The organism is Roseibium sp. (assembly GCF_965216085.1).
Taxonomy (GTDB): domain Bacteria; phylum Pseudomonadota; class Alphaproteobacteria; order Rhizobiales; family Stappiaceae; genus Roseibium.
Genome location: NZ_OZ244138.1, coordinates 3,752,661 through 3,773,201, shown reverse-complemented (window position 1 = coordinate 3,773,201; position 20,541 = coordinate 3,752,661). Strand labels below are relative to the sequence as shown.

Below are 20,541 nucleotides of genomic sequence, written 5' to 3'. Positions count from 1 at the left end.
TAGAGAACCCACATGAAAGTTCTACCTGAAAGCCTGGCTGCGCATGTCGCTGGCCGGATTACCACGCTTTCATCCTGCTGGATCATAGTGCGTCAGGATGCGGTCAAACTCGGCTTTACCGATCACGACCGGCCGCTCACGGTCTCAGGTGTTTTATGTGAACCGCAAAACGGTTTGACCGCATCGGCGACTACGGATGGCCCGGATTTGGCAACCGGGGGAGGAGATGTCTCCGGAACAATTGCCAGCCCCGTCTTATCGGAGATCGATCTGGAGGCTGGGCTTTGGGACAACGCCGAAGTTCAAGTCTACCGGGTCAACTGGCAATCTCCTGCGGACCATCTCTTGATGCGGCGCGCCCGGATCGGCGAAGTCAGCCGGTCCGGCGATGTGTTCCGGTCCGAGTTGCGCGGGCTGGCCCATCTTCTGGAAGCCCGGCAGGGCCGGGTGTTTGCCCGGGGCTGCGATGCGGATCTTGGCGACAGCCGCTGCAAAGTCAATTTGGAGACTGCCGCCTACCAGGGCACAGGAACCGTGCTGACGGCCGCCCGCGAATGGCTTCGCGTCAGTGGTTTGGAAGCTTTTTCCGAAGGTTGGTTCAGCCGTGGCCGGATCGTGGTTCAAAGCGGACATTGGACAGGATTTGCCTCGGAAGTCGCCAGCCACCGCATGGAAAATGGCGCAGCCGTGCTATCCCTGTTCCAGCCTGCACCAACGTCTTTGGAACCCGGCACACAGGTTCAAGTCCGGGCCGGCTGCGCGAAAGACTTGGAAACGTGTCGAGCCAAGTTTGCCAATCATCTGAATTACCAAGGTTTTCCGCACATGCCGGGCAGCGACTTTGCCTTGTCTTATCCGGGCAGCAACACAGGGGAAAATGATGGCAGTGCCCTTGTTCCCTAGACCAAGCAGCGTTGCCGCCGAGACAGTTCGTGCTGCCGTTCTTACCGAGGCCCGGACCTGGATTGGAACCCCATACCGGCACCAGGCGAGCTGCAAGCGGGGAGGCTGCGATTGTCTTGGATTGCTCCGTGGCATCTGGCACACGCTCTACGGCTCTGAGCCGCAGGATCTCCCGAGCTATTCGGCCGATTGGGCGGAAACCGGTGGCGCGGAGACCCTGATAGAAGCCGGGCGGACCTGGCTGCAGGAAATCACGCTTGAAGTTGCTCGGCCCGGGGATGTCCTGGTGTTCCGCTGGCGCGATGGCGTTCCGGCAAAACATGTCGGCATCTTAAGCAAATCGCTGACAACGAGCCCGGCGATCATCCACGCTTATGAGCGCGTCGGTGTCATCGAAAGCCCGCTGGTGCCGACCTGGGGCAGGCGCATCGCGGCCGTATTTTCCTTTTCCAAAGGGGACATCTGATGGCAACACTTGTTTTGGCTGCGGCCGGAAAGGCCGTCGGCGGTGCCCTTGGTTTGGGCGGTATTGGCGGTGTCATCGGCAAGGCTGCAGGGTCGCTTGCCGGCAATCTTATTGACCAATCCTTGTTTGGAGGCGGGGCGTCCAGAAATGTTGAAGGCGCGCGGCTGGCTGATCTCTCCGTCCAATCGTCGAGTGAAGGCGCGTCCTTGCCGAGAGTCTATGGCCGGGTCCGGCTGGCGGGCCAGCTGATCTGGGCGACCAGTTTTGAGGAAGTCATCACGACGGAAGAACAGGGCGGCAAGGCCGGCGGCAGCCGCAGCACGTCAACGGTCACCACCTACAGCTACTTTGCCAATTTCGCTGTCGGCCTGTGCTCCGGAAAGGTCGCCCGTATCGGCCGAATCTGGGCCGACGGAAAAGTGCTCGACACCCGTCAGATTGTGATGCGGGTCTACAATGGATCGGAGGATCAAATGCCCGATCCGCTGATCTCGGCGCATCAAACGGCCGCTCCAGCCTATCGGGGCACTGCCTATGTGGTGTTTGAGCGGTTGGCGCTGGAGCAATTCGGCAACCGCTTGCCGCAGCTGAGCTTTGAGGTGATCCGGCCGGTGGAGCCGCTTGAAACGCAGGTTCGGGCCATAACCATCATTCCGGGCGCCGGGGAATTTGCTTATTCGCCGACCGTGGTCTCTGAAGTTTTGGGGCCCGGAGAACAGCGCTCGATCAACCACCATGTGGTGGCCGCAGAGTCTGACTGGCGTGAAAGCATAGATGAGCTCCAAGCGCTCTGTCCGAACTTGAAACGGGTGGCTCTGGTTGTCTCCTGGTTCAGCGATGATTTGCGCGCGGGCCAGTGCACCGTTCGTCCAAAGGTGGAAGCCAACGGCACGGTCACGGAAGGCGCCACCTGGAGCGTTGCCGGTCTCAGCCGGGCAGATGCAGACGAAGTTTCAAGAATTGATGGACGGCCCTCCTATGGCGGAACGCCGGCTGACGACACGGTCATTGCCGCAATTCAGGACCTGAAAAGCCGCGGACTGGACGTGATGCTGTATCCGTTCATCATGATGGATGTTCCGGCTGGCAACGGCTTGCCGGATCCCCACGGAGGTGCCGAACAAGCGCCGTACCCCTGGCGGGGCCGGATCATGACCAGCGGAACAGTCGCGGCGGATGTTGCGAACTTTGTTGGCACGGCAACGGCGGCCGACTTTTCCATTTCCGGCAGCAGCATTTCCTATTCAGGTCCGGCCGAATGGTCCTTCCGCCGCCATATCCTCCATTGCGCCGCGCTCTCCAAGGCGGCGGGCGGGGTGGAGAGCATTTTGATCGGATCGGAACTGCGCGGGCTGACACGATCTCATGCGGGCGGCGGCAGTTATCCGTTTGCCGATGCTTTGCGGGCGCTCGCGGCAGATGTCAGGGCACTCGTGGGCAGTGGCACGAAAATCTCCTATGCCGCCGATTGGTCCGAGTATGGTGCCCATCAGGTGTCGGGAACCGAATTGCGGTTTCCGCTTGATACCGTCTGGTCCTCACCGGACGTCGATTTCATAGGCATCGACAACTACCTGCCGCTCACAGATGTGCGCGATGGCGGTGATCCGGAAGGCGGCGTCAACCCCTATGATCTCAACGACTTGCGCGCAGGTGTTCAAGGCGGTGAGTATTATGACTGGTATTACGCCTCTGAGGCTGACCGCACTTCTGGCCAGCGCACCGCCATTACCGATGGGGCGCATAACAAACCTTGGGTCTACCGGACCAAGGATCTTTGGGGCTTTTGGCAAAATCTCCATTATGAGCGTACCGGCGGCACCGAAGTTGGATCGCCGACAGCTTGGGTGCCTCAATCCAAGCCGATCCGCATGACCGAACTGGGGTTTCCGGCGGTGGACCGGGGCTCCAATCAACCGAATGTCTTTGTGGATCCAAAATCTTCGGAAAGTGCCGTGCCGCATTTTTCCAGGGGCTTTCGTGATGACGTCAGCCAGCGCCGGGCGCTGGAAGCCTCTTTGAGCTGGTGGTCCAACAGCCATCCGGAAGTGGTTGCTGGTGACAATCCGGTGTCCGCCGTTTATGGCGGGCCAATGGTAGATCCGGACGGGATTTACCTTTGGACCTGGGATGCGCGGCCGTTTCCGGCATTTCCGATGTTTTCAGATGTCTGGGCGGACGGCGGCAATTGGCGGCTTGGCCATTGGCTTTCCGGGCGTTTTGGTGCGATCAGCATTCAGGGGCTCTGCAAAGCAGTGCTGGCCGACTACGGTATTTCTGATGCAGACGTAAAAGTGACCGGGCTTGGGGGAAGTCTTGACGGATATCTCTTGAGCGGTCCGGTAAGCGCCCGCGACGTTCTGGAACCGGTTCTGACCGCCTTTTCCGGATTGGCGTCCGACCGGGGCACTCATGTGGAGCTCTCGTCCATACCGCCGGAAGCCGCGATTGCTCTAAACGCCGCGGATCTGGCCGAGCCGAGCGAAGACGAACCGCTCTTGTCGCGGACACGGGCGCAGGCCAATGAACTGTCCGCCGAAATCCGGCTTGGGGCGGATGATCCGGTAAGTGATTTCCGGCGCCGGGTTGCCGCCTCCCGGCGGCTCGAAGGCGGCAGCCGGCAGGTTGAAACGCGGAACCTGCCAGCCAGTTCCATGACCGAGCCTTTGCATATTGCTGCTGACAGGCGGCTCTACCGGATCTGGTCGGAGCGTGAGCGGGTGACCTTTGCCGTCGGACCGGACCGGATCGGCCTGGAGCCAGGCGATGTTGTTGCGATAAACGGCACGCCAACGGCCACATTCGATCCGCCGTTGATGGTGCGGGTGACCGCGATCGAAGACGCCGGGTTGCGCCGGATTGAGGCGGTTCGGGTTGCGGCGGACTTATCGCCTGCAGCAAGTGCCAGTGACAGGCCCGGAACCGTTTTTCAAAACAGCGATCTCAGTCCAGCTCATGCCGTCTTTCTGGATCTGCCGAAGCTCAAAGAGAGCGATCCGGACGACGCGGTGCGACTGGCCGCGCGCGCAAAACCCTGGCCTGGAGCCTTGAACGTGATGCGCAGTGCCTCGGCAAGCGGATTTGCCCCGGTCATGACACTCGATGCGCCCGCCGTGATGGGCAAATTGACCGCGCCTTTGAGCGCTGGTCCACTTTGGGTCTTCGACCGGGCAAATCTGCTGGACGTGGACCTCTTTGAAGGTCAGCTGCAGAGCCGGACGGAAACCGATGTTCTGGCAGGTGCCAATGCGCTGGCCGTGCGCTGTCAAAATGGCGGCTGGGAAGTCCTGCAGTTCCAAACCGCGGAACTCACGGGGACAATCACCTACCGGCTGAGCACATTGTTGCGGGCGCAGCGTGGCACAGAGACTGAGATGCTATCGGGCGCAGCCTCCGACGCGGATGTCGTTATCTTGTCCGAAGACCGTGTGCCGTTGGTGCCGCTCTCAGCGGAGCAGTCGGGGCTTAGCCTAAACTACCGGCTCGTGCCGCAAGGCCGCGCGCTGGATGACCCGGCGGCCGTTGCGCTCTCGCACACCAGCACTCAGCGGGCGGCTAAACCGCTGGCGCCGGTGCATTTGAAAGCCAGACGGACAGCGGGCGGTGTTTCTTTGTCCTGGATCCGCCAAACGCGAAAAGGTGGCGTCAGCTGGGAGCAAAGCGATGTACCGCTCGGTGAAGAGTTGGAAGCCTATGAGGTCGACATTCTATCACCGGCTGATGCCGTTTTGCGGACGCTGACCAGCGGAACGTCCGAGGTTCTTTATTCCGCGGCAGATGAACTCCTGGATTTCGGCAGTCCGGTGACCAGTTTGAATTTCGCCGTTGCCCAGCTGTCCCGCAGCACCGGGCGCGGCTTTGAACGAAAGGCCACCTGTCATGTCTGAGACATCCCGCCTAGCGCTGCCGCTGCTGGCTGCCGCCCAAGCCCAAAAGCATGTCACCCACAATGAATCCCTCTTGCGAATGGATGCACTCAGCCATCCTGCTGTGAAATCGCGCACGCTGACAGTGCCGCCAGTCGCGACAGAGGGCGATCTTTATTTGGTGGCAGCTTCTGCAACAGCCGAATGGGCAGGCCGGGATGGTCAAATCGCTGAATGGCGCAATGGCGTTTGGGAGTTTTATGCTCCCTTTGAGGGACTGGCTGTCCATGTAACCGTGGAAGGCATTGGCCTGAAATATCTATCCGGTGCCTGGCAAGAGATGGATGGGGTCTTCTCTGACACACGTCTTTTGGCGCGCGGCAGTTTTGGTGCGCAGAGCGAACACCGGGTGATTGAAGCAGAACTCACGGCGCTGTCAGGCACTTATGTGGAAACGGCTGCAATCATCCCGGACCGGGCCATTGTCTTTTGTGTGTCGACCCGCACCATCGCTACCGTAACCGGGGCTACATCCTACGACTGCGGCTTGGCTGGTGAACAATCCAAATTCGGCGGATCTCTTGGCGCCGCCGCTGGCAGCAGCAATCTTGGGGTGATCGGCCCGACGGCTTTTTATTCCGATACTGCCGTGCGCCTCACCGCCAATGGCGGCAGTTTTTCAGGCGGCACCGTGCGGTTGGCGGTCCACTGTTTTGTACCGGTAGCGCCCTCGGCTTAGGCCGCGGCGTGCACGATCACAGTCGCAGCTTCATCGCGTCTTTATGTCCAACTGCACAGTCCAGGAGGGGGCTTTTTATGAAGGTCAGTGATCAGGGGCTTGCCTTTTTAGCAGCGCACGAAGGGTTTGTGTCCCGCGGATATCTCGACCCCGCCGGGATTGTCACGATTGGGTATGGGTTTACCATGCGCAGCCGGATCTTTTCCGGCTGGTGGCGCAAACGCCACGGCAAACGTCTGGCCGTGGGGGACCGGTTGTCCCGCGAACAGGCCAACAAACTGCTTCTAACCCTGCTGGACCAGGAATACGCTCCGCCGGTGCGCAAGACCCTGCCGAAGTTGACCCAGGAGCAGTTCGATGCCTGTGTGTCGGTGGTCTACAATCTCGGTTCCCGGGCGCTGTCCTGGCGTTGGGCCGTTAAACTAAAAGACGGCCGCACCGGTGAGGCAGCCCGCCTCTTGAGCCAGACGGGAACCACTGCAGGCGGGCGCCGGCTACAAGGCCTCGTCAAACGCCGGGCCGCTGAAGCCAGATTGTTGGAGCACGGCGATTATGGCCTGGCAGCAGTTGCGTCCGCGCCCGCCCCCGGCAGCGATATCATCGACCTGCAACGCGCCTTGAAAGCCCTTGGTTGTGATCCCGGCCCGATCGATGGCTATTTTGGGCCTCTGACGAAGGCGGCAGTGCGCGCCTTTCAAAAAGCCAATCCGCCCCTGGTGGTGGACGGTATTCCCGGCCCAGCAACCCGCGCGGCGTTAGAGCGGACCAGCGCCCTGCGCAACGGCACCGGCCTTGTCGGGGTGCTGACCCTCCTAACCGGCGGCGGTCTGTTGCTGGAAAAGGTGCCGGGCCCGCTGACGCTGCTGCTACTCGCCGGCGTGGCGGCAACCGGCGCCGCGATGCTGTGGCTCTGGACCCAGCGCGGGGCACTCCTTCTGGAATTAAAACACCGGCTCGGCCGGTTTTGACACGTGTGTCTTTGATCAAGTTTCCCACCTTCTACGGCGGTCATCCCCGGCGCAGCGCAGCGTAGACCGGGGATCCACTCGTTTGCAGAGCCTACCTTCAAACGCGCATAACCTGCGGCAAGTGGGATCGCGAGTAGTTTCCCGCCCACTTCGGCTTCTTGGGGCAGGGATGACCGTGTCGAAGAGATCCAACCAACAAAATCTTACTAAGAACTCACTGGCTGGGTGCCGCGACATCTCCGCCTCGGGAGATGTGAAAGCTGGGGCGCACTGTTTTGTGCCGCAGCTATATCCGCCAATAAATCAAATCCCTTCCCTTCAAAAACACCGGAGATCCCTATGCGTGGCTGGAAAACGCTTGCCTTGAACGGCGCTGTTGGTGCGGCTGTCGTGCTTCTTGAGATGCTGACATTTTTGGGGGCTGCCGACTGGAAGGCAATCTTGCCACCGGAACGGGCGGCGCTGGTGATGCTGGGGATTGGACTGGCAAATATTGTGCTGCGCCACGTCACGTCCGGCCCGGCTGGCTGGCGTAAGGACAACGGCAAGTGATCGGCTGTCTGCTGCAAATTCTCAGTTCCGGATTTCTGGACCGCTTGCTGCGGCATCTGGAAAAACGGACGGCTACCCAAATAGAAACCCGCCGGATCGAGGCAGATCTTGCGGCGGAAGAAATCCGGGCCGAAATTACCGCGCGCCAGCAGGCCCGCGCGGTGCTCATCGCAGGAACCGGCCATTTCTGGTCGGCTGGCCGGTTGGGGCGGCTGGTCTTTGTTCTGCCGCTTGGCTTGTGGTGGGCGGCGGTCTGCTTCGACAGTGTGTTTCACTTTGGCTGGCAGATTGGTGAAGTGCCGGTGTTGCGCGATTGGGGTGGGGCGATTGTCACCAGCCTCTTCCTGGTTGATGGCGCAACGAGCCTTGCGCGTGGATTGTCCATCCGAAAATGATCAAGGGTTGGAAATCGGAAGCTGTGGTCAAAACAAAACAGATATTTCCTGAAACCTCCTGACAGGAAGCTGTCAGGAGGGGGCTGCTAGTGTCCCTCCTGTTAACGCAATTCAGGAGTTACCCATGACCTTCAAGCCCGACAATTTCACTGTCTGGATGGAAATCCCCGTTTCTGATCTGGACAAGGCGATCGAGTTCTACAACAACGTTTTTAAGACCGAACTCAATCTCATCACCGATATGGGCCCCAACCACATTGCCATGTTCCCATGCAACTGTGAAAACGGAATTGCCGGACATCTCTATCCCGGCAAACCTGCGCCAAAGGGCACTGGCCCAACCATCCATCTTGCCTGCCCGGATACTTTGGAAGAAACCATGGAGCGCTTTGCCAAGGCGGGCGGTGAGGTTTTGTCCGATCCGATCCCGATTCCAGCCGGCCGCTTTGCTTATGGCGAAGATTTGGACGGCAATTCCATCGGCATGTTTGCCGTCAACGCGTAAGGTGCTTTTGCCATGAGGCGCGCCGACCGCCTGTTTCAGATTGTTCAGTATCTGCGCGGCGGCCGCCTCGTCAGGGCCCGCCAGCTGTCTGAATGGCTGGAAGTCTCTGAACGGACCATCTACCGGGATATCGCCGATCTGCAGGCCTCTGGTGTGCCCATCGAGGGCGCGGCCGGGGTCGGTTATATCCTGCGTGATGGCTATGATCTGCCCCCGCTCATGTTCACCCGGGACGAAATCGTTGCTCTTCTTGCCGGCGCCCGGCTCATTCGGGCGTGGGGCGGGGCGGCGATGGCCCGTTCTGCGGAAGAGGCGATGATCAAAATCGATGCCGTGATTCCGGAAAAAATGCGGGTGCGGCAGAACGAAGTGGAGATCCACGCCTTTGCCCCGGAAATGACCGAAGAGGTCCGGGCGCTGATCGATTTTCTGGAATTGGCCTCCGACAAGCGCAAATGCCTGTCGGTCACTTACATCGATGCCAAGGAGCAGTCATCAGAACGCGTGCTTCGGCCGCTCGGCCTGTGGTTCTGGGGCAAGGTGTGGACCCTGGTCGCCTGGTGCGAACTTCGGAACGATTTTCGCATGTTCCGGCTCGACCGGATGACGGATGTGAAGGAAACCGGCGACAAGTTCCGCCCGGAACCGGGCACCACACTCAAGGATTTTTACCGGCAAATGGAAGAGGAGCACGGCAAGCCGGAGTATTGAGGACTGTACCCGGCCCGGTGGTTAGAAACTGCGGGCAGGAATGTTCATCGGCGTGACGATTTGGATATCGCTCTCCGTTTGTGTCGGTGCTTCTACGATCTCATGATGGGCAAGGCATACCCGGAAGGCCGCCCGCATGTCGCTTTCGAGATCGTGGTAGAGCACGATCGATAGCTTTCCTTGCTTCAACAGATCGAGATTGTCTTCGTCCAGATCGTGCGCGATGAAGACCGCAGGTGAGATACCTGCATCGTTTAGCGCGGTGAGGATCGCACGGTTGCCACCGCCCATGGAATAGACACCATCAATTGGATGGCCTGGCCGGATCTTGCCGGCGACTTCCCGGCCAGTGGCCGGATTATGGCCCCCGCCGCCGCTTGCGTCGATGAGAGAGAGGCCGGGGCGCAAGGCAAGCAAACTGGAGCGGAACCCGGAGTACCGGTCTTCTTCGCCTTGAAAACTGTGCTGGCTCAAGGTGGTGAGTACTGTGCGGGCTTGAAGCGGAAGCCATTGATGCATCAAATAAGCCGCAGTTTCCCCAGCCCTTTTGTTGTTGAGCCCGGCATAGGCCAAACGCTTGGATCCCGGATTGTCGGTGAAGATGGTTACGACAGGAATGCCTTTTGCCAGCAGATTGTCTATCGCCGACCGGGTTAATTCGGTGTCGCGGGCCTTGAGGCAAACGCCTTGGCTGCCCCGTTTGCTGACCCTGTCCAGTTCCAGAGCGCAGTCTTCTGGTGTCATCGTCTCAAACAGCTTGAACCGTGGCCGGATGGCGAGCGGTCTGAATTCACCCAGGATGGTTTCGCAAGCATTTTGAACTTCGCGATTAAAACGGTTGGGTGCTTCGACAAGTACATCAATAAACACCCGCCGGCCTCGGGCGGCCAGCTGCCCCTCCTGACGGCTGAGCTCCTCAATCGCATCTTGTACCCGGCGGCGGGTCTGCGGACTGACATGGGCGCGATTGTTGAGGACACGGTCCACGGTTGCCGTACTGAGTCCGGATTGAAGAGCGATTTCCTTGACTGGGAAGCGATGTGTCATTTGATGGATTCTTGATGGTTTTTGTGTCCGCTTGCAAGACCTGTCTCTGCTACGGTCGATGAAAGATCGGATCAGGGAGGGCATCATGGATCTTCAAGCCGGGCCAAGTGATTATTTTGATGAAACCAGCTGCGACCTGGAAGCATTTAAGGCACTGACACAGCGCAGACTTGCTGCAGCAGACGTTTTGTATGCGGACCGCATTGTGGCGAATATCCCGATCTACCGGCTGACCAATTTGCAGTCCATGCTCTCCGATCCCAACAAACGCCGGGGTTTGATGGCCGAATGGGCCCGCGTTCTCAAAGACCTGTCTGGCGTTCTGGTTCTCGAAGGCGCGTTTGCCGATACCTCATCGGTCGACCGGGCAACAGACGTCTACAATCGGATTATTGCCGATGAAAAGGCACGCGGCGGCGGTGCGGATCACTTTGCAGCCGCGGGGTCGAATGACCGGATTTGGAATTCATTGCAAAAACTGTGTCTGGCGGCTCCGGATGTCTTTGCGGATTATTTTGCAAACCCGGCGCTTGATACGGTTTGTGAAGCCTGGCTCGGCCCGAATTATCAAATGACCGCCCAGGTCAATCTGGTCCGGCCGGGTGGGGCTGCACAACAAGCCCACCGGGATTATCACCTTGGGTTTCAGACAGCGGAGGATTGCGCGCGCTATCCGGCGCATGTCCACGACCTTTCGCCTGTCATGACGCTGCAGGGGGCTGTTGCGCACACTGATATGCCGGTGGAAAGTGGCCCGACGAAACTTCTGCCGTTCTCTCAGCTTTACAGGCCTGGATACGCCGCCTACAGGCTGCAGGCCTTTGCGGACTATTTTGAAGATACTTGTGTCCAACTGCCTTTGTCCAAAGGCGATGCGGTGTTCTTCAATCCTGCTCTGTTTCATGCCGCCGGGGCAAACTCCAGCCAGAATATTCAGAGGATGGCGAACCTCTTGCAGGTCTCATCCACTTTCGGCCGGGCGATGGAGACCTTGGACCGCTTGGCAATGTGCCGGGCGCTTTATCCTGTGTTGCTCGAAAGAGTGATGGCAGGCGGCATGGATAGTAAGTTGCTGGAAGCGGCCGTGTCGGCCTGCGCGGAAGGCTATTCATTTCCCACCAATCTGGATCGCGATCCTCCGGCAGGAGGCCTGGCCCCGGAAACACAGAAGCAGTTGATGCTGCGCGCTTTGAGGGAAAAATGGACCAGTGAAGCATTTGGAATCGCGCTCTTGGAACAAGCGGACCGCCGTCAACCGTGAGTGGCTCAACGCTAATTCTTAATCGGCAGCGGCAAGTCCGTTGCCGATGATTTCCCGGATCAGCTTGCGTTTCATCGCGTCCGCGTAGTCATCGAAAGTGCTGGCAATCTCAACAAAGGCTCCGGGGCCCTTGATGACTTCACGGTAATAATAGTCCACGGGGATCGTGTCTGGGGTGCCAATTACCAAGCCATTGACGGTCACATTTTCAAAGTCGAAGGCCTTGTAGGCACTGTCCGGGCCAAAACCGTCGTTGTTGATGCCGTCCCCTGCAACATCGATGACTTTCCGCCGGCAATGGGTTGGCGCCCGCTGCATGAGAACTGCCGCATGGCCCAGGGCGTACCCAAGCGCTGTTGGAAACTCCGTATACCCGCGAGGGGCCTGGCGGATGATGGATGCCGCTGTGAGGGCGCTGTCCTTATTATCCAGGAAACGCCAGCCCAATTGCTCCACCTGTTGATACCGCCCGCTCCATTCAAAGCTTGTAAGGTAAATCCCGCCAACGGCTTCGATTGCGTTGATCACATCCGGATCTTGAACCGCATCCGCCAAGCCGTTGATCTGCAAGTGATATTCTCGTGCATCGACACTGGCGGAGCTGTCCATCGCCAGAACCAAAGCCAGAGAACAGGCATGGCCGGTAGTAGACGAGACTAGGATGGCCAATCCACCGATCATCGTTTTCCAGAAGGATAGAGGACCTTTCCGGCGCCCGGATCGGAGATACTTCGAATGAAACCTCTGGAGTTTTGCCTCTGCCATTTTTGCAGCCTAGCAACAAATGAGCGGAGGTGAAGACATTTTTCCGTTCGCTTGTGCTTCCCAAATGAGGGCTGGTCAGTTCAGTTTGCGTCTTTGGCACCGCTTTTCAGATCGCCGGACTTTCCCGTGACATAATCCAACCAGCTGGTGATCCGGTTGAGAGCCAGTGGATCAATGGTGGTTTTGATCGTCAAATACTCAGAAACCTTGCCGGTCTTTGTCGGCTGAAAGAGGTGGTTGAGACCCGATAAAATGTCGACTTCGGAAACCGGATGAGTCAAGAAACTCCGCATCTTATCTGCGTTGGCGTTCGCGGCCACCTGAAGGTCTTTTCCGCCAAAGAGCGCCAGAACCGGAACTTCCAGTTCCTTGAAGGTTTCGGCTGGTTGATAATGCGCGTATTCCAGCGCCCAGGGCGTGGCCCAAACTGAAAGATTTGCCTGAATATCTTTCTTCTTGGCGCCATGTTGCTTCAAGCTCTCCGTCAGTTTGACCCGTACCTCCTCCGGGCTGGTTGCCGTTTTCAGGAGCTCGGTCAACGCTCTCACCAAGCGTTCTTCCCGGTCCGCATCCGCCTGTGTGCCGCCTTCGGCCAGCGTGATATCGACCGTCTGGGCCAGCATCACATCCGGTACAAGTGGAAGCGCCGGGCCGGCGAGGTATATCTGGAAGGCTGATCGGCTCACTTCATGGGCTCTCGGCGCGAGATATCCGCCTTCTGAATGCCCGAGATATCCGGTGGTTGTGGGTAAGATCCTAGGATGGGACTTCAGGTAAGTCATGGCAGCAGCGGCGTCAGCCGCCAGATCGGTCGGTGTCGCTGCTGAATGATCTCCGGTGCTCTTTCCAACACCGCGATCGTCGTACCGCAGAACACCATAACCCGCGTTTGTCAGATGATCGGACAGCACCAGAAACGGCTTGTGGCCGACAATTTCTTCGTTTTTGTTTTGCGGACCAGAACCGGTGATCAGAACGAGCCCTGGAACCTTTCCGCTTCCCTTGGGGAGTGTCAGTTCTCCATCAAGCACCACGCCTTTTTCGCCGCCCGGGATGCGGACATGTTCAACCACGTAATCTCGTGTTTGAGGTGTTTGTGGCCGGTCCAAAACACCAAACACTGCCAGATATCCAGACAGGGTGGCAAAGAGCGCATCAAGTCTCATGTGACCTCTATGGTTTTGAGGGGAATGAAGGATTGAGTATCAGTACCGCCAAATGCGCCTCAACATCCGCGTACATCGATATTCAATCTTATATGAATGAACGTTCGTTCGTAATATGTGAATTGAGTTGATGATTGCAAGTGAGAGCGGAACCTGAAAAGACAATGAAAGGGCTGGCTGGGGATCTTGCCGCTTGGATTAAAGCGTGTCGTGTTTAATTGGCAACAGAAAGCACTGTTCTTGACGTTGAAATCGGTGATTTCAAGAAGGGAACGGCGTTTCTGTCCAAGGACGATTTGCACAAGTGTACTGAAGGTGGATGCGTGGCTGATAAACGGGAAAAACCGGTCAAACGGTCCGAGCAACTAAAAGAACGCCGGTTGAAGATTGTTGAAGCGGCCGCGAAGCTCTTTATTGAGAAAGGGTTCCATCAGGCCGGCATGCGCGACATTGCCGGCGAGGCGGGAATTAGTCTCGGCAACCTCTATAATCATTTCAAAGGAAAATATGAGATTATTGCGGCCATCAGCGAGCTGGAGGCCGATGGTTTAACACCTCTTCTCGAAAAGCTTTTGCAGGCAGAGCCAGGAGACTTTGGGGCGCTGAAAGAGTTTGCAACAGCATATTATCAGTTGAACGCTGAACCGGCTTATGCAGCCTTGGCTGCCGAAATCACGGCAGAAGTGTTCCGAAACCCGTCAATCGCGAATGATTTTCTGGAAACCAGACACCGTGTGATTTCTGCAGTCGCACGGCATTTGCCCGCTGACTTGCCCCATCCATCAGTGACCGCAGGATTGATCGTGGATCTGATTGAAGGTGCAGGTGTGAATGCAATTGGCCAAAAAAAGGCCCAGCAAACTCTGTTGTATTCAACAATGCTTGAATTCTTGGGCCGGGCAATTGGGCCGGATCGGAACCGCTAAATAGCGAATTGGAATAGAATTCCTGGTGGCCGTCTGGCATGTGGTTCAGCTTGCGTTCAGGAACAATTGATTACACCTTTCCAAATCAAATGCCGCCGTCTGAAGGATTCGTTCTGTGAAAGTGTTGATTGCCGCCATTGTCCTGTTTCTGGCCGCCATTGGCCCTGCGAGCGCCAATTGCTTGTCGCAGGCCGAGGCGCGCTCTGTGGTGGCCAGCGGTCAGGCGAAATCGCTTGGCTCGGTTGCTGGGCAGGCGGGTGGTGAGATCATCAAAGCCCAATTGTGCCGCCAGGGCGGAGGTTATGTCTATGTTTTGTCGGTTTTAAAAAACGGGAAGGTGACCAACGTCACAGTCAATGCCAGCCGGTAGTGTCCACATGGCCTAGTTTAATCCACCCCGCCCTCATGTCAGTTGAAATCATAGAAAAATGCGCCTGCTTATTGTTGAAGACGACAAGGATCTGAACCGCCAGCTTGTCACGGCATTGGAAGAAGCCGGGTATGTGGTCGATAGCGCCTTTGATGGCGAAGAGGGCCATTTCCTTGGAGATACCGAGCCCTACGACGCCGTTGTGCTTGATCTCGGTTTACCGACCCTTGATGGCTTGTCGGTATTGGAGAAATGGCGCCGCGACGGACGCACAATGCCGGTTTTGATCTTAACTGCGCGTGACCGCTGGTCGGACAAGGTGGCTGGAATCGACGCTGGAGCAGATGATTATGTCGCCAAACCCTTTCACATGGAGGAGGTTCTAGCCCGGGTGAGGGCGCTTGTCCGCCGGGCGGCCGGACATGCTTCCAATGAATTGACGTGCGGCGGCGTGCGGCTGGACTTGCGTGCCGGGCGGGTTACGGTCGATGGTGCACCGATCAAATTGACGTCTCATGAATACCGGCTCTTGTCCTATTTGCTGCACCACCAGGGAAAGGTCATCTCGCGCACCGAGCTGACCGAACATCTCTATGATCAGGACTTTGATCGCGATTCCAACACGGTCGAAGTGTTTGTCGGCCGGCTGCGCAAGAAAATCGGCGCTGACCTGATCGAGACCATCCGCGGCCTTGGGTATCGCCTGGGGGATGCAAGTGACGACTGACCCGTCTGAACGGGAGGAGCCAAGCCAGCCCAAACCGCAGCGGTCGCTGGCCGGGCGTTTGGTTTTGGTCGCAGCCGTGTGGTCAACCGTGGCTTTGGCTGTTGCCGGTGTGTTTCTGGTCAGCCTCTATCAACGCGCCAGTGAACGTGCCTTTGATGCCCAGCTGGAAATCCACATCAAAGCCTTGATTTCTGAAATGCTGGAAAGCGGCGAAGAGGTGACGGTGCGGTCCGTGCCCTCTGTCCGTCAGCCAAGTTACCAAGGGGATCCGCGATTTTCCTTGCCACTGTCTGGCTGGTACTGGACAGTCCGGCGTGCGGACAGCCCGGACATTCTCTATGCCTCAGAGTCTCTTGTTGGTGATCCCTTGCCAGTGCCGGAGATCGGGTCGGGTGAGAAGATTGCCGGCTTTGTTGCTGGGCCGACCGGTGATGAAATCCGGGTCATGCAGCAGCGGATTTCCGTTGGCGATACGCCCTATGTCATTGCGGTTGGAGCCGCCACCGCGGGATTTTGGGCAGACATCAACGAATTTGCCAGGCTTGTTGCTCTAACGCTGTGCATCGTCGGGCTTGGATTGATCCTGGCGATATTTCTGCAGGTCCGTGTCGGTTTGAAACCACTGGTTCGGTTGCGGGCCTCCTTGAGTGCTGTCCGCCAGGGTGAGGCAGACCGGATTGACGAGGAACTGCCGCGTGAGATTGCCCCGCTTGCTGTGGAATTGAATTCACTGATCGGCTCCAACCGCGAGATCGTTGAACGTGCCCGCACACATGTCGGCAATCTGGCCCACGGACTGAAAACCCCATTGTCAGTGATTTCCAATGAAGCTCGGGCGACAGACGGGCCTTTGGCAGACAAAGTTACTGAACAGGCCGGCATCATGTCGGACCAGATCCAGCACCACCTGGAGCGGGCCCGCATGGCGGCACAGCGCCGGGTCATCGGTGTATCTTGTGATGCACGGCCGGTTCTGGAGCGATTGGTGCGCGCCATGACCAAGATCTACCGCGAACGCGACATCCATATGGATTGTCCTCAGGATGTGGATTTGCGATTTCGGGGGGAAAGCCAAGACCTTGAGGAAATGAGCGGAAACCTGATCGACAACGCCTGCAAATGGGCGCATTCATCGGTTCAGGTCACCGCTGGGCCAATTTCTGGTGCGGTAAGCGGCCGGGAGATGTTTGAAGTCCTGGTGGAAGATGATGGTCCTGGCTTGACCAAGGAAGAGCGGGCCGAAGCGGTCAAACGCGGCCGCCGCTTGGACGAAACCGTGCCGGGGACTGGCTTGGGGCTGTCGATTGTGGCCGATCTTGCCGCCCTTTATGGTGGCCGCCTGGAGCTCGACAGGTCAGACCTTGGCGGCCTAAAAGCCCGGCTGGTCTTACCCTTGCTGGGTGACAGTTAAGTGATTGGAAACAAGGCCCCTGTGGATGGGGAGGATGATTTTAATCAGTCCATGATTATATGTGATGCAAATCACAGGCTGTGATTCTCATTTGTGGCCAAGTTCGGCCACAAAGTCACGTTACGACTGATTCACCTGCCGGGGTCCTCGGACCGCAAAGCCGTTCTGGAGTGCAGCCGCATGAAGTTGCGCAATACCATTTGTCTGATGACCGCCGTCCTTTTGGGTGGATGTTCCATTGCTTCCGGGGCAAATGGCGTCGGAGGCTGGGGATCGTCGTTTGGCGATCCGCGGGCGAGCGTTGCCGGGTCGGAAGCCAACAAAGCAATTTCTGTTTTTGTGAATAATGAACTTGGAGAAGCGCTGGAACCGTCCGATAAAAAGGCAGCGGAAAAAGCGCAAGACCGGGCTTTGAAGGCACGGGGCGTTGGGGTTTCTGTCGCCTGGCAAAACGAACGGACTGGCCGGAGCGGCAAAGTCCGGCCAGGGCCGGTTTATTCGGTTAACGAAACCCGGTGCCGGGAATTCACGCATGAAATGGTTTTGCAAGGCCGGGTTCTGCAAGCGCGCGGGACGGCGTGTGAAGTCAAACAAGGCAGATGGAAGGTCATCGGCTAATAACCGCGAATTTCGAAGCGTCTAGTCTGTATTATGCCTTCCAGATGCAAAAGAGCAGTGCTCTCGCGCAGTCAGATGATGGATATCAATCCGTTAATTCCACCGTTTTTCTACATACTTGTTTAAGGATCGGCATTTACCATGCCGCAAGAAACCTTGCGCGCAGAATGACGTGAATGACTCAACCGGACCAGATTGAAACCAAAATCAGGACCTATCTGAGCAGCCTCAGCCCTAGAGCGATTGAGGCGCTGGTGCGTAATCTTGAGCGCGCCAAGATTCAGAACAACAGTGATCCGCACATAGAATTGGTTTTGGCGTCTGCGTTGGAAATCCTGCGCAAGCCGCTTCCAAAAGGTTTGGACATCGAAGCTGGAGAAATCCGGCGCGGCCAGATACAGCGCATGTTCTTTTCGCCGTTGGATGCGTTTCTGATCGACGAGTTTTTGCCGATCCGTCAGGAAGGCCGGATCAACCGGGACATGCTCGATAAGGTCTGGAAATGGCTCGGCCGTGATGTCATGTCGATGGACGTTCAGTTGGTTCTGGAACAAGCCAGCAATGCAGCGGTGAGCGGTGAACGTGTCGACACCTTGGTTCAGGCTTTGCGCACCCGGTCTGTGGACGCGATCGGCGAAGCCTTGCGGCGTGGAGAGATCGAGGAAAAGGAACATCGCCGCATGGGCATTGAGCTTGGCGGCGAACGCGGCATTTCCGAATTGCGGGACATTCAGAAGGTTTTCTCTTCAGAACGCTGGCTTATGCCGTTTCTGCAGGCCATTCCAGAACGGATCAATGAGCGGCGGCTGAAACAAGATCACGACGTCCTGCGAATGGTGGACAAATGTACGGCCCGTTTCCCGGATCATGTTCCGGTTCTGGCGGCTGCCCTGGTCGACCGGGCGGATACACCGTCGGCGCTGTGTTCTTTTGCTGGCCGTTTGGCAGGTGATGATGATCCCAAGGCAATTGCCAGTTCCCAATTCGCTCCGTTTGTCGATGTGGTCATGAGTGAAGCGGAGCGTCTGAACATCCTGGCGATCGACCATCGCAACAACAATCCGGATCCAGTTGCTTTCTCCAACGCCTTGTCGGATTACAACACGCTCGTCAAAGGCATTGAGCGGGATATGGACCTATCGGTCACCGGGAAATGGCACCGGCGCTTGGCAGATACCAAGCGGAGCATCTCAGATGTGGTAACGCGCGAGTTGAACAATGCGCACAGCGCTGTGCGCCGGGCCTTGCAGGTGCCCAAGGTCGGCCAGGACGGAAAACTGAACGTCAATCAATCAGCGATTGATGATGCAGTCCGGGCGTTGCGTGTGGTGACCATGGTGCGTAGCGGATCGGAAACGTTTGCCGTCAATGATGTCAGCAAGCGCACGCGCCAGGCAGTCGAGCAGACCCTGGAGATTGTTACTCGGTCTCTGATTACCGACCTTGGAAAGTCGAACAGTCAGCAATTGGAGGCCCATCAAGCCGCCGCCGATGTGGCAATCATGTTGTCGGAGATTTACTTCGGCGCGGATTACGCCGCTCAATTGCGCCGTAGCCGTCATGCCGCCCTCGCCAAAGCCAAGACCCGGGCGAGCGATGAGTTGGCCAAGTCAACTCCAGAACGGCGGTTGATCAACAAAGCGCTCAGGCGGGCTTAGGCCGTTCGGACGGCCAGGACCCAATTCGTGAATCAGCGAGCGGCATGAGGGAGCTCATTTTCGCGTTTTGAGGCTTGGACCTATATCGCTACATCCCAGTACATATCCACTTGGATGATGCGCCAGCATCACCAATACCGGTCGTCCTTGACCTTGAACAATGCGGTGCCGGAGAAATATATCTCTAATGCGTCCACACGGCCTGAGAAACGGGCCTTAAGAAAGCAACAGAGCAGCAAACGTGAAAAGAAATAAACAAGGGATCATCCCGCGACCGCCGGTCACACAGTGGGCTGCTTGCATTTCGACACATTCAGTTGTCTATATGCGCCCATGATTTTTTGGATCCTCATATCTGTCCTGACAGCGCTGGCCGCATTGTCTGTTCTTGTTCCGCTGACCAGATCGCGGGCCGCAGCCACTGAAGCCAACGCCAATGCGGACGAAGCCGTTTACCGGGAGCAGCTTGCTGCGATTGACCGGGAACTTGCACAAGGCTTGATAGACCCGGAAGCGGCTGAAGCAGCGCGCACAGAAACAGCCCGGCGGCTCCTATCTGTCCACGACCGGTCGGAAGCGGGCGCGCATCAAACGGTTTCCAAACTGCGAACCCGGTCCGTCCAGCTTGCTGCATTGATTGCATTGCCGGCCGCAGCGCTTGGTCTCTATCTCGCCATCGGCTCGCCGGAACTTGAAGATCAGCCTTTGGCTGCCCGTTTCGATCAGCCGGCAGAAGAACAGCCGGTTGAGGTGCTGGTTGCCAGGGTGGAACGGCACCTGGCAGACGATCCAGAAGATGGTCAAGGCTGGGCTGTGATCGCGCCGGTTTATATGAGGCTTGGCCAGCCGCAACGATCAGCGCAGGCCTACGCCAATGCGATTCGTCTGCTTGGTCCACGTGCCGACTGGCTGACAGATTTGGGTGAAGCTCTGACCGTTGCGAATGAGGGCGTGGTTACCGACCGGGCAAGATCAGCCTTCGAACACGCAGTTGAATTGGAGCCGCGCGCTGTCAAACCGCATTTCTTTCTTGCAATAGCGCTCGGTCAGGAAGGCCGCAATGATGCGGCAATTTCGGCCTGGGAAACACTGCTGGAGGGCGCCGATCCTCAAGCAGCCTGGGTGGCTGTTGCCCGGCGGGAGCTTGCCAATTTAACCGGTAAAACTCCGGCATTGATGCCAGCGCTGCGCGGGCCGAGCGAGGAAGAAGTAGCCGCAGCCAGCGAAATGAGCGCCGGCGATCGCCAAATCATGATCAAGAGTATGGTTCACGGTCTTGCCGCCCGCATTGATGCCAATGGCGGAACGGTTGCCGAATGGGAACAGCTCATGAGGTCCTATGTGGTCCTCGACGATCGGGTCAAAGCAAATGAAACTCTCCAGCGTGCGGAAAAAGTTTTTGCTGAAAAGCCCGCCGACTTGGCACGGATCAAGGACGCAGCCATAGACCTAGGACTAACTGGCTCCTAATCCGAGCTTTCCCGTCC

The 20,541-nt window shown here is 57.7% G+C and carries 20 protein-coding genes; 17 read left to right on the top strand and 3 right to left on the bottom strand.

All coding sequences use genetic code 11. The annotated features are described in order from the left end of the window. Positions 1–12 precede the first annotated feature (12 nt). From ACOOFE_RS17690 to ACOOFE_RS17650, 9 genes are all read left to right on the top strand, one after another. Entirely contained in the window at positions 13–903 is an 891-nt protein-coding gene (locus ACOOFE_RS17690; RefSeq protein ID WP_420411271.1) for a DUF2163 domain-containing protein, read from the top strand. Then, entirely contained in the window at positions 893–1,369 is a 477-nt protein-coding gene (locus ACOOFE_RS17685; RefSeq protein WP_420411270.1) for a peptidase P60, read from the top strand. Before ACOOFE_RS17690 ends, ACOOFE_RS17685 begins: the two co-directional genes overlap by 11 nt. Next, entirely contained in the window at positions 1,369–5,256 is a 3,888-nt protein-coding gene (locus ACOOFE_RS17680) for a baseplate multidomain protein megatron (protein WP_420411269.1), read from the top strand. The genes ACOOFE_RS17685 and ACOOFE_RS17680 overlap by 1 nt, the downstream gene beginning before the upstream one ends. Then, the gene (locus tag ACOOFE_RS17675; RefSeq protein ID WP_420411268.1) at positions 5,249–5,974 is read left to right on the top strand and encodes a DUF2793 domain-containing protein; all 726 of its coding nucleotides are present in this window, start codon (positions 5,249–5,251) and stop codon (positions 5,972–5,974) included. Before ACOOFE_RS17680 ends, ACOOFE_RS17675 begins: the two co-directional genes overlap by 8 nt. Positions 5,975–6,051: 77 nt before the next feature. Next, positions 6,052–6,942 (top strand): glycoside hydrolase family protein, encoded by an 891-nt coding sequence (locus ACOOFE_RS17670; RefSeq protein ID WP_420411267.1) that lies wholly within the window; start codon positions 6,052–6,054, stop codon positions 6,940–6,942. Between the two features lie 339 nt (positions 6,943–7,281). Then, complete coding sequence (locus ACOOFE_RS17665; RefSeq protein WP_420411266.1) at positions 7,282–7,494, top strand: hypothetical protein; 213 nt, start codon at positions 7,282–7,284, stop codon at positions 7,492–7,494. Beyond that, complete coding sequence (locus ACOOFE_RS17660; RefSeq protein ID WP_420411265.1) at positions 7,491–7,889, top strand: hypothetical protein; 399 nt, start codon at positions 7,491–7,493, stop codon at positions 7,887–7,889. The genes ACOOFE_RS17665 and ACOOFE_RS17660 overlap by 4 nt, the downstream gene beginning before the upstream one ends. Positions 7,890–8,013: 124 nt before the next feature. After that, a complete protein-coding gene (locus ACOOFE_RS17655) occupies positions 8,014–8,394 on the top strand; it encodes a VOC family protein (protein ID WP_420411264.1) in 381 nt (126 codons plus the stop codon). A gap of 12 nt (positions 8,395–8,406) precedes the next feature. Continuing rightward, the gene (locus tag ACOOFE_RS17650) at positions 8,407–9,105 is read left to right on the top strand and encodes a helix-turn-helix transcriptional regulator (RefSeq protein ID WP_420411263.1); all 699 of its coding nucleotides are present in this window, start codon (positions 8,407–8,409) and stop codon (positions 9,103–9,105) included. 21 nt (positions 9,106–9,126) lie between these two features. Here ACOOFE_RS17650 and ACOOFE_RS17645 read toward each other — a convergent pair whose 3' ends face one another. Continuing rightward, positions 9,127–10,152 carry a LacI family DNA-binding transcriptional regulator gene (locus tag ACOOFE_RS17645; RefSeq protein WP_420411262.1) on the bottom strand — a complete coding sequence of 342 codons (1,026 nt, stop codon included), beginning with the start codon at positions 10,150–10,152 and terminating at the stop codon, positions 9,127–9,129. Between the two features lie 85 nt (positions 10,153–10,237). Between ACOOFE_RS17645 and ACOOFE_RS17640 the strand changes: the two genes are divergently transcribed. Next, positions 10,238–11,413 (top strand): phytanoyl-CoA dioxygenase family protein, encoded by a 1,176-nt coding sequence (locus tag ACOOFE_RS17640; protein WP_420411261.1) that lies wholly within the window; start codon positions 10,238–10,240, stop codon positions 11,411–11,413. An 18-nt stretch (positions 11,414–11,431) separates the two neighbouring features. Here the strand turns inward: ACOOFE_RS17640 and ACOOFE_RS17635 are convergent, their stop codons facing one another. Both ACOOFE_RS17635 and ACOOFE_RS17630 read right to left on the bottom strand, forming a co-directional pair. Further along, the gene (locus tag ACOOFE_RS17635; protein WP_420411260.1) at positions 11,432–12,094 is read right to left on the bottom strand and encodes a DUF1194 domain-containing protein; all 663 of its coding nucleotides are present in this window, start codon (positions 12,092–12,094) and stop codon (positions 11,432–11,434) included. A 164-nt stretch (positions 12,095–12,258) separates the two neighbouring features. Then, positions 12,259–13,344 (bottom strand): alpha/beta hydrolase, encoded by a 1,086-nt coding sequence (locus tag ACOOFE_RS17630; RefSeq protein ID WP_420411259.1) that lies wholly within the window; start codon positions 13,342–13,344, stop codon positions 12,259–12,261. 323 nt (positions 13,345–13,667) lie between these two features. Between ACOOFE_RS17630 and ACOOFE_RS17625 the strand changes: the two genes are divergently transcribed. The 7 genes from ACOOFE_RS17625 to ccmI all read left to right on the top strand — a co-directional run bounded on the left by ACOOFE_RS17625 (position 13,668) and on the right by ccmI (position 20,524). Continuing rightward, positions 13,668–14,270 (top strand): TetR/AcrR family transcriptional regulator, encoded by a 603-nt coding sequence (locus tag ACOOFE_RS17625; RefSeq protein WP_420411258.1) that lies wholly within the window; start codon positions 13,668–13,670, stop codon positions 14,268–14,270. A gap of 115 nt (positions 14,271–14,385) precedes the next feature. Further along, on the top strand, positions 14,386–14,640 hold the full coding sequence (locus tag ACOOFE_RS17620; RefSeq protein ID WP_420411257.1) for a PepSY domain-containing protein: 255 nt from the start codon (positions 14,386–14,388) through the stop codon (positions 14,638–14,640). A 58-nt stretch (positions 14,641–14,698) separates the two neighbouring features. Continuing rightward, a complete protein-coding gene (locus ACOOFE_RS17615) occupies positions 14,699–15,367 on the top strand; it encodes a response regulator transcription factor (RefSeq protein ID WP_420411256.1) in 669 nt (222 codons plus the stop codon). Beyond that, positions 15,357–16,778 carry an ATP-binding protein gene (locus tag ACOOFE_RS17610; protein ID WP_420411255.1) on the top strand — a complete coding sequence of 474 codons (1,422 nt, stop codon included), beginning with the start codon at positions 15,357–15,359 and terminating at the stop codon, positions 16,776–16,778. Before ACOOFE_RS17615 ends, ACOOFE_RS17610 begins: the two co-directional genes overlap by 11 nt. Before the next feature lie 180 nt (positions 16,779–16,958). After that, complete coding sequence (locus ACOOFE_RS17605) at positions 16,959–17,396, top strand: RT0821/Lpp0805 family surface protein (protein ID WP_420411254.1); 438 nt, start codon at positions 16,959–16,961, stop codon at positions 17,394–17,396. A 176-nt stretch (positions 17,397–17,572) separates the two neighbouring features. After that, on the top strand, positions 17,573–19,054 hold the full coding sequence (locus tag ACOOFE_RS17600) for a hypothetical protein (RefSeq protein WP_141187517.1): 1,482 nt from the start codon (positions 17,573–17,575) through the stop codon (positions 19,052–19,054). A 333-nt stretch (positions 19,055–19,387) separates the two neighbouring features. Next, positions 19,388–20,524, top strand: coding sequence for a c-type cytochrome biogenesis protein CcmI (gene ccmI, locus ACOOFE_RS17595; protein ID WP_420411253.1), 1,137 nt, complete (start codon positions 19,388–19,390; stop codon positions 20,522–20,524). Positions 20,525–20,541 lie beyond the last annotated feature (17 nt).